This is a genomic window from Streptomyces sp. NPDC016640 (genome assembly GCF_043076215.1).
In the GTDB taxonomy this organism is placed as follows: domain Bacteria; phylum Actinomycetota; class Actinomycetes; order Streptomycetales; family Streptomycetaceae; genus Streptomyces.
On the sequence record NZ_JBIBRG010000004.1, the window covers coordinates 431,961 to 444,664 of the forward strand.

A 12,704-nucleotide genomic window follows, 5' to 3' on the forward strand; every position below is an offset into this window, starting at 1 on the left:
GGGGCCGCGGCCCCGCCGGCCGGTCAGACGCGGTCGTCGTCCTCCGCGCCGCAGGAACTGCCGCTGCGCGGCAGGGAACCGTACAGCAGGAAGTCGTCGATCGCGCGGTGGACGCACTCGGATGCCCCGTAGCCGGTGTGGCCCTCGCCCCGGTTGTCCAGCACCACGGCGGAGGAGCCGAGCCGCTCGGCCGTCTCCACCGTCCAGCGGTACGGTGTGGCCGGGTCGCCCCGGGTGCCGACCAGCAGCATCTTCGGCGTGTCGAGGTCCTTGACCCGGTCGCGGATGTAGTCGGTGCCCCTGGGGCGGCCGTAGCACAGCACCACCTGGGCGAGCCGGTACCGCCCGAAGACCGGCGAGGCCTCCTGATAGGCGGTGCGCAGGCGGGTCAGGTCCCGGGCCAGCCGTCCGGCGGTGGGGCGGTCGGGGTCGTCCGCGCAGTTCACCGCCATCAGCGCCGCCGGGAGGTTGTCCGGGGGCACGTCCTCCGGGTCGACGAGGGGGGCGTCGGCCCGCTGTGGCGCGGGGAGCGCCACCCCGCCTGTGGCCAGGGCCTCCAGCCCGCTGGTGTCCCCGTCCTCCATCAGCTGGGCGAGGGCCCGCTGCAGCAGCGGCCACGTCTCCCGGGTGTAGAGGCCCTGCCCGATGGCGCCGGCCAGGTCCTGGCCGGTGAACTCGTAGCCGAAGTCGGTCGGGACCGGGTTCTCGTCGAGCGAGTCGACCAGCTCCACGACCTGCCGGCGGGCGTCACGCGCGTCCTGCCCGAACGGACAGGCGAGCTCCTCGGAGCACCAGGTGAGGAAGTTCTCCAGTGCGGTCTGCTGCCCCCGGGCGTTGGCCAGGCCCTGCTCGGCCGACGACTCGGTCAGCGTGTCCACGCCGTCCAGCGCCATGCGGCCCACCTTCTCAGGGAAGCGGGCGGCGTACACCGCGCCCAGCCGGGTCCCGTAGGAGAAGCCCAGGTAGTTGAGCTTCTTGTCGCCGAGCGCCTGGCGTATCACGTCGAGGTCGCGCGCGACGTTCACGGTGCCGATGTGGGCGAGGACGGGGCCCGAGTGCTCGGCGCACTCGGCGGCCACCTCGCGCAACTGCGCGAGGGTGTCGCGCGGATCGGCCGTCGCGTCGCCGTCGGTCGCCTCCAGCGCCTGGCTGATGGCATCGGCGCCGCAGCTGACCGGTGAGGAGCGGCCGACGCCACGGGGGTCGAAGGAGACCACGTCGTAGCCGTCGGTCAGGTCCAGGTAGTCCTTCCGGCCGTGGGCGAGTCCCAGCACCCCCGAACCGCCCGGCCCGCCGAAGTTCAGCAGCACCGAGCCACGCGCGTCGCCGGAGGCCCGGTAGCGGGCGAGGGCCAGCTCCAGGGTGTCCTTCCCGGGCGCCGCGTAGTCGAGGGGCACGGTGATCGTGCCGCACTGCAGGTCCTTCGGCAGGTCCGCGCCCTCGCACGCCGACCACTCGATCTCCTGGTCGTAGAACCGGCCGAGGTCCGCATCCGCGCTGCCGGCGGCCGTCAGCCCCGTGCCCAGCAGGGCCAGTCCGACCGCCCCGGCGGCCGCGCAGCGCCGGGCCGAGGGCCGCACCGCACAGCGCCGGTCCGGGGGTCGCTTCACCAGCTTGGCCAGCATCGATGCCTCCAGGGGCGCCCCGCAGCGGACCGGGAACCGGCGCCCTCGCTCACCATAAGGGGGTCTCGCGGAGCCCGCCTGTCGGCCGCCGGCCCGCCGGAACCCGCGCCCGTACCCCCCGGGGCCGGGTGCCTCGCGGTGCGCCGTCCGGGGCCGCCGCCCCCGCCCGCCCCGGGCGTTGCGCGGATCCGGGGAGAGCCCCGGGCGCGCGGGCCCCGGCGGCCCGCCGGTCAGCGGTGTCCGCGGTGGAAGCGCCGGTGCAGCTCCCTGACCTCCTCCGCCAGGCGGGGGACGGGACCGTCCACCGTCACACCCGGGGCGATGGCGGTGACGGGCAGCGTCCGCACCGGAGGGGCGGGCACCCCCAGCTCCGCGAGCCAGGACGCCAGCTGCTCGGAGGAGGCGACGTAGACGATGCGTCCGAGCCCCACCCAGGCGTGGGCGGCGGCGCACATCGGGCAGTGCTCGCCGGAGGTGTACACCGTGGCGGCGGCCCGTTCGGCGGGGGTCATACGGCCCGCCGACCAGCGTGCCAGCTCGAACTCGGGGTGCCGGGTGCGGTCCCCGGAGGCCACGCGGTTGTGGTCCTCGGCGAGCACCGTCCCCTCCCCGGACACCAGGACGGAACCGAACGGCTCGTCGCCGGAGTCCAGAGCCTGGGCCGCCAGCTCCACACAGCGGCGCAGATACGGCAGTTCCTCGTCCTTCACCACCACGGCCCGGCCTCCTCACGACGGTTCGGCCGACGGTACCCCTCATCCCGCCGCCGGGGCCCATGCCGTCCGCGATCGCTCCGTAAGCGTACCGGCCGGACCGGGGGAGCGGTGATGACCGAGGACACGCCCCGGCGGGCGACCGGCCGCAAGGGCCGGATGCGCGCGGACCTGGACGAGCGGTACCTCGCCGCGCACCGTGACGGCCGCGCCCGGGTGGTGCTGGGCCGTTCGGCCGACTTCGTCGGCCCCGGCGTGCTCAACTCCTCCCTCGGCGCCGCCGTGTTCCCCGGCGCGCTCACCGGTGGTGAGGTGCTGGGACTGGGCGACATCGGCCTGCCGCACAGCTGCACCGGCATCGGGGACGTCGCCGGCGGGCTGGCCACCCTCGGCGAACGGCCCGAGGGGGACGGCCGGGTCTGGCACCTGCCCACCGCTCCCGCGGTCAGCACCCGTGACATCCACGCCATGATCGAGAAGCGGACCGGCCGGCCCCTGAACGTCGTCGTCCTCGCGGAACCGCGCCCCTTCGGCCCGTTCGACGAGGTGTTCATGGCCGAGTACGCCGAGATGTTCTACCAGCACACCGAGCCCCAGATCCTGGACTCCTCGGTCTTCGAGCGTACCTTCGGGGTCCGGCCGACCCCGCTGGACCGGACGCTGGACGCCACGGTGACCTGGTACGAACAGTGGCTGTCCCGCCTCTGACGCGGGCCGTGCGACGCCCCCGCGCGGTCGGCGGCCGCTCCTCGCGCGGTCCGGTGCCCGCACGCGAAAGGGCCGGCCCGCGCAGTCGGCGGACCGGCGCCCGGCTCCCTTCGCGGCCGGTGTCTACGACCGTGGAGTGCTCTTGGCTGCCGTGACCGCGCAGACCGCGCCCAGGATCACCGCGAGGGTGCCGATGATGATGTTGTTCCAGATCACGCCGGCGTCGGGGCCGTCGCCGACGATCCACGGCGAGATGATCATCCACACGCCCAGTGCGCACATCGCCCAGCTGAGGCCGTACATGCGTGCCGGGGCCGCGGTGAACCCCAGGGCGAGCAGTGCGATCGCGATGCCCACGACGAGGTTGTGGGTCGCGAGCGCGGGCTGGCTCGTCGTGTAGTGGAGGATCCACGGGGACACCGCGCAGTACAGACCGAGCAGGAACACCGGGCCGTCCACGAGGGCCACATCGCGACCGCCGAGCACGCGGTCGTACCGTGCCTGCATTTCGGAGGCATCGGGGTGGCTCGTGATGTCACCGCGCGGGTGCGAGACGTTGGCCATGGGTCGTCTCCTTCGACTAGCAGGCCTGACCGCGTCTGATGCGGTGTGCGGCAAGAGACGCGCTAGTGTCATTCTGTACTTATTTTACCTTTATGTGTAGGGGGTGGAGGGGAGGCGGACGCGGGTCCCCGGCGAGCCGCCGTCCGTGCGATGTTGCGGGCCATGCCGCCGAACACGACGGCGTGGAAGGGGGAGACGCCCCACCAGTAGAGGTGTCCGAGCAGCCCGTGCGGATGGAACAGGGCCCGCTGGCGGTACCGGGTGCGGCCGGCCTCGTCCGTCTCGGCGTACATCTCCAGCCAGGCCAGACCCGGCAGCCGCATCTCGGCCCGCAGCCGGAGCAGACGGTCCGGTTCGATCTCCTCCACCCGCCAGAAGTCCAGCGAGTCGCCGGCCCGCAGCCGTGCCGCGTCCCGCCGGCCCCGGCGCAGCCCCACGCCGCCGACCATCCGGTCGAGCAGGCCGCGCGCGGCCCAGGCGAGCGGGAAGGAGTACCAGCCGTTGTCGCCGCCGATGCCCTCGATCACCCGCCACAGGGACTCGCGCGAGGCGTCCACGGTGCGTTCCCGGAGGTCGGTGTACAGGCTGCCGCCCGCCCAGTCGGGGTCGGTGGGCAGCGGATCGCTGGGTGCGCCGGGCACCGAGGCGGACGACCACCGGGTCGCCACGTCGGCTTCCCGCACGCGCTTCAGCGCCAGCCGCACCGCCTCGTCGAAGCCGATCGGATGCCCGGGCGGATCGGGCACGTACCGCGCGATGTCGTGCTCCCGGCAGACCACCTCGTGCCGCAGCGACTCGGTGAGGGGCCGCGCGATGCCCGCCGGAACCGGGGTGACCAGACCGACCCAGTGGCTGGACAGCCCCGGCGTGAGCACCGGGACCGGCACGATCAGGCGGCGCGGAAGACCGGCGACGGCGGCGTACCGCACCATCATCTCCCGGTAGGTGAGCACCTCCGGGCCGCCGATGTCGAAAGCCCGGCTGACGTCCCCGGGCATGCCCGCGCTGCCGGTCAGGGCGCGCAGCACATCGCGCACCGCCACCGGCTGGATCCGGGTGTGCACCCACTTGGGCGTGACCATCACCGGGAGCCGCTCGGTGAGATGGCGCAGCATCTCGAAGGAGGCCGAGCCCGAGCCGATCACCACCGCGGCCCGCAGCACGGTGGTGGGCACGCCCGAGTCCAGCAGGATCCTGCCCACCTCCGTCCGCGACCGCAGGTGCGGGGACAGCTCCCGCTCCGCGACGCCCGCCGGGGCGAGGCCGCCGAGGTAGACGATGCGCCGTACGCCCGCCTCCCGCGCCCGCCCGCCGAAGACCCGCGCCGCCCGGCGGTCCGTCTCCTCGAAGCCGCGGCCCGTGCCCAGCGCGTGCACCAGGTAGTACGCCACGTCCACACCGCGCAGCGCCGCGGCCACCGACGCGGGATCCGTGACATCGCCGCGGACCACCTCCACCCGGCCCGCCCACGGGTGGTCGCGCAACCGGTCCGGCGAGCGCGCCAGGCAGCGCACCCGGTACCCGGCGTCGAGGAGTTCCGGCACCAGCCGCCCCCCGATGTAGCCCGTGGCGCCGGTGACCAGGCAGAGCGGGCCCTGGCCGCTGTTGTCGTCCGGTGCCGTCACCTGGTCCTCCTCGTGTCGTCCGACGCTGTGCATCACTTCCCCGGATCGGCCGGAACCGGATGCCGGGGCCTTCTATAGGGTGACTGCGTGGCCACAGCAGACGACGCGGAGCGGCAGACGGCGGAATCCGGGAGTCCGCGCCCGGGTGAGACGGCGGACCTCCAGGCCTTCGCCGTGCACCTGCGCCGGCTGCACGGCGAGATCAACCGCATGGTCCACGGGTTCGCGGGCCGCAGTGGACTGCACGCCACCGACGTCCAGGCGCTCGCCGCCATCCTGGACGCCGAACAGCCGATGACCCCCGGCCGTCTCAGGGAGCACCTCGGGCTGACCTCGGGGGCCGTGACGGCGTGCGTGGACCGGCTGGAGCGCGCGGGACACGTCACCCGGGTCCGGGAGAGCGCCGACCGCAGGGTGGTCCATCTGCGCTACGCCGACGGCGCCAGGACCGAGGCCCGTACCTACTTCCGGCCGCTCGCGGAGGCCACGGGCGCGACCCTGTCCCGCTTCGAGGAGTCCGAACTCGCCGTCGCGCTGCGGTTTCTCGCCGCCCTGAACGAGGAACTCGCGCTCCTGGGAACTCCCGGACGGCACTGACCCCCACCGTCCGCCCGCACCGACCCCCGCACCATGTCCTGCGATCACCTTCTTATAGTTCAATCGTTAAGATTGTTTTTCATGGAGACACCACCCGCACCTGGAGCGTGATGACCGCCTCACCCCGATGGGCCCGCCGGCTCCTCCCCGTCCTGCTGCTCGTCGTCTGGCTCGGCGTCGGCGGCGCCTTCGGCTCCTACGCCGGCAAGCTCGGCGAGGTGGCCGACAACGACCGGGCCGCCTTCCTGCCGCGCAGCGCCGAGTCGACGGAGGTGATCGACGAGCAGCGGACCTTCCGGCAGGACGAGACGCTGCCCGCGATCGTGCTGTGGACCGGCGGGCCGGACGGCCCGGTCCGGGACCGGCAGCCGGAGGCCACCCGCGCCCTCGCCGCCCTCGCCGGGACCCCGGGCGTCGTCGGCCGTACCTCCCCGGCGCTCCCCTCCGGGGACGGCGAGGCGCTGCGGGGTGTCGTCCAGCTGAGGCCCGACCTCGGCGACGGACTCCCCGCCACCCTCGAACGGATCCGGGAGGCGGCGGGACGGGTACCGGGCCTCACGGTCCAGGTGGCCGGACCGGCCGCGAGCCAGGCCGACCTGTCCGACGCCTTCGCCGGCATCGACGGCCTGCTGCTCGCCGTGGCGCTGGTGGCCGTCCTGGTGATCCTCGTCCTGGTCTACCGCAGCGTTCTGCTGCCGCTGGTGATCATCGTCGCCGCCGTGCTCGCGCTCGCCCTGGCCTGCGCGGTGGTGTACGCCCTCGCCGGCCACGACGTCGTACGCGTCGACGGCCAGGTCCAGGGCATCCTGTCCATCCTCGTGATCGGCGCCGCCACCGACTACGCCCTGCTGATCACCGCCCGCTACCGCGAGGAACTCACCCGGCACGACCGCTTCACCGCGATGCGGTCCGCGCTCACCCGGTCGTGGGGCGCCGTCGTCGCCAGTGCCGCCACCGTCGCCCTGGGCCTGCTCGCCCTGCTGCTCAGCGACCTGACCAACAACCGGGCGCTCGGACCGGTCGGCGCGATCGGCATCGCCTGCGCCGTCCTCAGCACCCTGACCTTCCTGCCCGCCGCGCTCGTCCTGCTCGGCCGGACCGCCTACTGGCCCGCGAAGCCGCGCGCGGCCGAGGAGGAGAGCGGCGGCCACGGGGTGTGGCGGCGCGTCGCCGCCCTCGTCGGCCGGTCGCCGCGCAAGGTCTGGGCGCTCGCCCTGGCCGGCCTGATCGCCTGCGCGGCCTTCGCCCCCGCCCTCACCTCCAAGGGCGTCCCGCTCGAGGAGACCTTCGTGGGCGACGCGCCCTCGGTCGCCGCCCAGCGCACCCTGTCCGAGCACTTCCCCGGCGGGTCCGGCAACCCCACCGTGGTCATCGCCGACGCCGACCGCCTCGACCGTGTCGTGGCCACGGCCCGGAAGACCGCCGGCGTCGCCTCGGCGGCCGGGGTGACGGCCTCCGGGCGCCGGGGCGGTGAGCCCCTGGTGGCCGACGGCCGCGTCCGTGTCGACGTCACCCTCGACGCGGCCGCCGACAGCGACGCGGCCAAGGACACCGTGGCCCGGCTGCGCGCCTCCCTGCACGCCGTCCCCGGCGCGGACGCCCTCGTCGGCGGTTACACGGCCCAGCAGTACGACACCCTGCGCACGGCGGAACGCGACCGCACCCTCATCGTCCCCGTGGTCCTCGCCGTCATCTTCGCGGTGCTCACCGTGCTGCTGCGCTCGCTGCTCGTGCCCGCGCTGCTCGTCGCCACCGTCGCCGTCAACTTCCTGGCCACGCTGGGGGTTTCGGCCCTGGTCTTCCAGCACGTGTTCGGCTTCACCGGTACCGACCCCTCGGTGCCGCTGTACGGCTTCGTGTTCCTGGTGGCCCTCGGTGTGGACTACAACATCTTCCTGATGTCCCGGGTCAGGGAGGAGTCGCTGCGGCACGGAGCCCGCCGGGGTGTGCTCCTCGGGCTGGTCGGCACCGGCGGGGTGATCACCTCGGCCGGCGTGGTGCTGGCCGCGACCTTCGCGGCGCTCGGAGTGATCCCACTGGCCTTCCTGGCGCAGATCGCGTTCATCGTCGCCTTCGGCGTGCTGCTCGACACGCTGGTGGTGCGCTCGCTGCTGGTGCCCGCGCTGGTACTGGACCTGGGGCCGGTGGCCTGGTGGCCGGGCCGGCTCGCCCGGCGGCGCGAGGACGCGCCCGCCTGACTCCGTACGGGCGGGGCCGTTGGAGCCCGTACATGTCCGCCCGGATCCGGGGCAGGCGCACCGTACGGAGGAGAACGGCCACGGTCACTGATCGACAGGAGGTGTCCGCCCCATGCTTGCCGCAACGGGAGCGAAGGTGCTGAAGCGTTTTCCCGCGGGATCACCGCGCGGGTCCTGGCCGGCGGAGGAGTACGCGGCCCGGCGGCGTGCCGAGGGCGAGCCCGCCACGGTCGTCATGGACCTGCGGACGGACGCGTTCCTGGTCGTGGTCCCGTCGGCCGACGACGACTGACTCGACCGACGGCGTCGCGTCACCCGGCCCCGCGAGGGCCGGGTGACGGCGTTCGCGGACGAAATCCGCCGTGCCGGGGAGCCGTCGGGCCCTCATGGCCGGAACCTGTGCGGACACCGGGCGTTCACCGACGGCGGTCGCCGGGCGGGACGTGGTGCGCCGGAGCGGCCGCCTACCGGGCCGCCGTCCGCCGGGCCGTACCGGGGGGGTCACGTGTTCCGAGCCGCACCCCCGCATGGACAAAAGCGGATGACCGGTCTACACCCTTGACTGGTACAGACCAAAGCGGTTGAGTGTGCGTCACACCCCCCACCCACGGCCGCCCCCACGCCGTGACCGGCCCGGCCGGCGCGTGCGGGCGAGGCGCCGCCCAGGCGTGTCCCCGCCCGGGAGCGGCCGTGTTTCGCAGAGGAGTCCATCCCTTGTCGAGACGCCGCATCTCCGCCGTGATGACCGCCATCGTCCTCGCCGGCAGTGCGCCGGTACTGCTCCCCGCCGCGACCGCCTCCGCCGCCGCGTGCTCCAGCTACCCGAACTGGGTGGCCGGGAAGTCGTACAACGCCGGTGACATCGTGCGCTACACCGACGGCAAGGCGTACATCGCCGAGCACGCCAACCCGGGCTACGATCCGATCATCAGCACCTGGTACTGGGAGCCGTACGCCTGCGACAGCGGCCCCGGCACACCGGTCGGCAACTTCGTGGTGACCGAGGCGCAGTTCAACCAGATGTTCCCGAACAGGAACCCCTTCTACACCTACAGCGGTCTCACGGCCGCGCTGAGCGCCTACCCCGGCTTCGCCAACACCGGCAGCGACACGGTGAAGAAGCAGGAGGCCGCCGCCTTCCTGGCCAACGTGAGCCACGAGACCGGTGGCCTGGTGCACGTGGTCGAGCAGAACACCGCCAACTACCCGCACTACTGCGACTGGGGCCAGCCCTACGGCTGTCCGGCGGGGCAGGCCGCCTACTACGGGCGCGGACCCATCCAGCTGAGCTGGAACTTCAACTACAAGGCCGCGGGCGACGCGCTCGGCATCGACCTGCTGAACAACCCCTGGCTGGTGCAGAACGACGCGGCCGTCGCCTGGAAGACCGCCCTGTGGTACTGGAACACCCAGTCCGGCCCCGGCACGATGACCCCGCACAACGCCATGGTCAACCAGGCCGGGTTCGGCCAGACGATCCGCAGCATCAACGGCTCCCTGGAGTGCGACGGCCGGAACCCGGCACAGGTGCAGAGCCGGGTGACCAAGTACCAGCAGTTCACCCAGATCCTCGGAACGTCACCCGGCGGCAACCTGTACTGCTGACGGCCGTCCGCCCGGCGTGGTGTCATGCACCTGACTTGAATCCGTCGAGTCACGGCCCGCCCACGGCAGGTGCGCGGGCCTTCCTCGGACGAAGGGCAACCAGCATGCGCACCCCCCACGCCCTGCTCACCACGACCGTCACGGCCGCCGCGCTGGCCGCGGCGGTCGTGGCACCGGCGCCCGCCGCGGGCGCCGGTGCGGCTGTGCCGTCCGGCACGCACTACGTGCAGAGCGCGACCACCGGGCTGAACGCCGCCGACACCTCCGGCACGGTCGAACAGCACAGACCGCGCGGCGACGAGGACCACCAGCAGTGGAACCTGTGGGCCGACGGCGACCTGCACCTCCTGGAGAACACCGACACCCCCGGCACCTGCCTGGGCCGCGACGGCGACCTGGCCCGCACCGTCGCCTGCTCGAGCCCCGAGGCGCGCTGGGCGATCACCTCCGCCGGTGCCGACCGGTTCACGCTCGCCGTCCCCGGCACCGGCCGCCGCCTCACCGTCGCCCCCGGACCCGCCGGCGCCAACCACCCCGCGCAACTCGGCGTCACCACCGGCCCGGACGACCTGGCCACCTGGTACCTCACCCCGGTCGATCCGGTCACCGGGCCCATGCCGCCCCAGGACCGGCGCACCCTGGACCAGGTCACCTTCCTCACCGCCCACAACGCCTACGCCAACGGCGTCGACGGCGGCTTCGCCCCGCCCTTCGTCGACCTCTTCCCCAACCAGAACCGCGGCATCGAGCGTCAACTCGCCGACGGAGTGCGCGGATTCATGCTGGACATCCACCAGACGCCGGACGGCGCGATCCTCTGTCACAACAGCTGCACCCTGGTCAGCAGGCCCGTCGCGCTGTGGGTCGACCTCCAGCGGATCGTCGACTTCCTCGAGGCCCACCCCGACCAGTTCGTCACCGTCTTCCTGGAGGACTACGTCGACCCGGGCGTCCTGCGCGCCGAACTCGCCCGCGTCCAGGGGCTGTCCGACGTGCTCTACCGGCCGGACCGCACCGGCGTCCGGGAGAACGGCTGGCCGGCCATGGCGGAACTGGCCGCCGCCGGTGACCGGCTGCTGATCCTCACCGACCACAGCCGCGCCGCCGACCGGTCCGCGGGGCTGACCCGGGACACCTTCGGCGTGATGTACCAGCGCGAGTGGACCGTGGAGAACCACTGGTCGATGGGGCCGGGCGCCGGCACCTCCGACTGGTCCTGCTACAGCCGCTGGTACGACGCGGGCACCAACATCCCGCTGACCCGGACCGAGCCCGGCTTCCGCCCGCTGTTCGTCATGAACCACTTCCGGGACACCACGGTCGCCTCGACGGCCGGCACGGACAACACCAAACTCGCCGACCGCGCCCGCCGGTTCTGCGGGCCCGCCGCCCGCAAGAAGCCCAACTACCTCGCCGTGGACCGCTACGACCTCGGGGACCCGGCGGCCGCCGTCGCCGCGCTGAACACCTACACCTACCCGTAGCGAAGCCCCCGCGGCCCCACCGCGGCCGTGCGAGACTCCGCCGATGACCACGTCACGAGAGATCACGGCGGACGCCGCCGGCACCTGGGAACTGGGCGGCCTGCCCGTCCACCGCATCGGGCTCGGCACGATGCGGCTGACGGGCAGCGCCGCCTTCCACCTCGGCGCACCGAGCGACCGCGACCGGTCCGTCGCCGTACTGCGCAGGGCGGTCGAACTCGGCGTGAACCACATCGACACGGCCGCCTTCTACTTCTCCGCGCTGCGCTCCGCCAACGAACTGGTCAACACCGCGCTCGCGCCCTACCCCGACGACCTCGTCATCGCCACCAAGGTCGGCCCCCACCGGACGTACACCGGTGAATGGGGCACCGCGGCCCGGCCCGACGAGCTGCGCGGCCACGTCGAGGAGAACCTGCGCCAGCTGGGCCGCGACCACCTGGACGTCGTCAACTTCCGCCGGATGAACCAGGATTCGATAGCCGAGCACTTCGGCGCCCTCGCCGAACTGCGCACGGCCGGACTGGTCCGGCATCTCGGCGTCTCCAACGTCGGGCCGCGCCACCTGGCCGAGGCCCGGGCCATCGCGCCGGTGGTGTGCGTCCAGAACCGGTACGCACTCGACGCGCCCCGCCGCGCCGCCACCGACGACCTCCTGCGGATCTGCGGCGCACGGGGCATCGCCTTCGTGCCCTACTACGCCGTCGCGGGCGAGGGCATGGAACGGGGCGCGAGCGCCGCCGCCCACGACGAGGAGGTGCTCGCCGTCGCCCGGGCCCACGGTGCGAGCCCCGCCCAGGTCCGCATCGCCTGGACCCTGCACCAGGGCCCGCACGTGCTGGCCATCCCCGGTACGGGCGACCCCGGCCACCTCGCCGAGAACGTGGCGGCCGGCGCGCTGCGCCTCACCGGCGCGGAACTGGCCCGGCTGGCCGGGCCCCGGGATCCCGGCCGCTGACCTGGGCCGGGGGTCCGGTCGCCGCGCGTCCCGGGCTCCCGCGCGCCCGGTCGCCTCGCGCCCCGGCTCCCGCGCGCCCGGTCGCCGCGTCCCCCGGACGCGCCCGGCGGTGGACACGGGGCCGCCCGCCCGGCCCGTGACGTCCGGGCGGGCGGACTGGCGCCCGCGCGGGTTTTACGTATAACCTCACCGGTCAATCCCCCTGCGAGAGGTCATGATGCGCCGCATTGCCCTGGTCTCCCTCGTGGTCGACGACTACGACGAGGCGATCCGCTTCTACACCGAGGCCCTCGGTTTCCGGCTCGCCGAGGACTCGCCCCGCCCCGACGGCGGCCGCTGGGTCGTCGTCGAACCGGACGCCGGCCGCACCGGTACGGGACTGCTGCTCGCCCGCGCCAAGGGGGAGGCCCAACGGGCCCGGGTCGGTGACCAGACCGGCGGGCGGGTGGGCTTCTTCCTGTACACCGACGACTTCGCCCGCGACCACGCGCGCATGGCCGCGGCCGGCGTCACCTTCCTGGAGGAGCCGCGCCACGAGCCGTACGGCACGGTCGCCGTCTTCCAGGATCTGTACGGCAACCGCTGGGACCTGCTCCAGCCCGCCGAGTGACCCCGCACACCACCGGA

11 protein-coding genes and 1 pseudogene are annotated in these 12,704 nt (G+C 73.7%); 8 read left to right on the forward strand and 4 right to left on the reverse strand.

Annotated elements, in window-relative coordinates; translation table 11 throughout:
• Positions 1 to 23: 23 nt before the first annotated feature.
• Together ACF07S_RS11730 and ACF07S_RS11735 are read right to left on the reverse strand one after the other, a co-directional pair.
• Positions 24 to 1,625, reverse strand: coding sequence for an alpha/beta fold hydrolase (locus ACF07S_RS11730; RefSeq protein WP_391974087.1), 1,602 nt, complete (start codon positions 1,623 to 1,625; stop codon positions 24 to 26).
• A 230-nt stretch (positions 1,626 to 1,855) separates the two neighbouring features.
• Positions 1,856 to 2,341 carry a nucleoside deaminase gene (locus ACF07S_RS11735; RefSeq protein ID WP_391964018.1) on the reverse strand — a complete coding sequence of 162 codons (486 nt, stop codon included), beginning with the start codon at positions 2,339 to 2,341 and terminating at the stop codon, positions 1,856 to 1,858.
• A 90-nt stretch (positions 2,342 to 2,431) separates the two neighbouring features.
• On the opposite strand from ACF07S_RS11735, the pseudogene ACF07S_RS11740 reads away from it, so the two are divergent.
• Positions 2,432 to 3,046 (forward strand): annotated as a pseudogene (locus ACF07S_RS11740) (epimerase); the annotation flags it as partial.
• Between the two features lie 123 nt (positions 3,047 to 3,169).
• Here ACF07S_RS11740 and ACF07S_RS11745 read toward each other — a convergent pair.
• Positions 3,170 to 3,610, reverse strand: coding sequence for an SPW repeat protein (locus ACF07S_RS11745; RefSeq protein WP_391974088.1), 441 nt, complete (start codon positions 3,608 to 3,610; stop codon positions 3,170 to 3,172).
• A 68-nt stretch (positions 3,611 to 3,678) separates the two neighbouring features.
• Positions 3,679 to 5,235, reverse strand: a complete 1,557-nt coding sequence (locus ACF07S_RS11750; protein WP_391964016.1) for an SDR family oxidoreductase — start codon at positions 5,233 to 5,235, stop codon at positions 3,679 to 3,681.
• 87 nt (positions 5,236 to 5,322) lie between these two features.
• Between ACF07S_RS11750 and ACF07S_RS11755 the strand changes: the two genes are divergently transcribed.
• The 7 genes from ACF07S_RS11755 (at position 5,323) to ACF07S_RS11785 (ending at position 12,687) form a co-directional block, all read left to right on the forward strand.
• Positions 5,323 to 5,832 (forward strand): MarR family winged helix-turn-helix transcriptional regulator, encoded by a 510-nt coding sequence (locus ACF07S_RS11755; protein WP_391964015.1) that lies wholly within the window; start codon positions 5,323 to 5,325, stop codon positions 5,830 to 5,832.
• A 110-nt stretch (positions 5,833 to 5,942) separates the two neighbouring features.
• Positions 5,943 to 8,030 (forward strand): MMPL family transporter, encoded by a 2,088-nt coding sequence (locus ACF07S_RS11760; protein WP_391974089.1) that lies wholly within the window; start codon positions 5,943 to 5,945, stop codon positions 8,028 to 8,030.
• Positions 8,031 to 8,142: 112 nt separating this feature from the next.
• Positions 8,143 to 8,322, forward strand: coding sequence for a hypothetical protein (locus ACF07S_RS11765; protein ID WP_391964013.1), 180 nt, complete (start codon positions 8,143 to 8,145; stop codon positions 8,320 to 8,322).
• A 422-nt stretch (positions 8,323 to 8,744) separates the two neighbouring features.
• Complete coding sequence (locus tag ACF07S_RS11770) at positions 8,745 to 9,635, forward strand: glycoside hydrolase family 19 protein (protein WP_391964012.1); 891 nt, start codon at positions 8,745 to 8,747, stop codon at positions 9,633 to 9,635.
• A gap of 104 nt (positions 9,636 to 9,739) precedes the next feature.
• Complete coding sequence (locus tag ACF07S_RS11775; RefSeq protein WP_391974090.1) at positions 9,740 to 11,119, forward strand: phospholipase; 1,380 nt, start codon at positions 9,740 to 9,742, stop codon at positions 11,117 to 11,119.
• 43 nt (positions 11,120 to 11,162) lie between these two features.
• Complete coding sequence (locus ACF07S_RS11780; protein ID WP_391964010.1) at positions 11,163 to 12,077, forward strand: aldo/keto reductase; 915 nt, start codon at positions 11,163 to 11,165, stop codon at positions 12,075 to 12,077.
• A gap of 217 nt (positions 12,078 to 12,294) precedes the next feature.
• Positions 12,295 to 12,687 (forward strand): VOC family protein, encoded by a 393-nt coding sequence (locus ACF07S_RS11785; protein ID WP_391964327.1) that lies wholly within the window; start codon positions 12,295 to 12,297, stop codon positions 12,685 to 12,687.
• Positions 12,688 to 12,704: the final 17 nt, after the last annotated feature.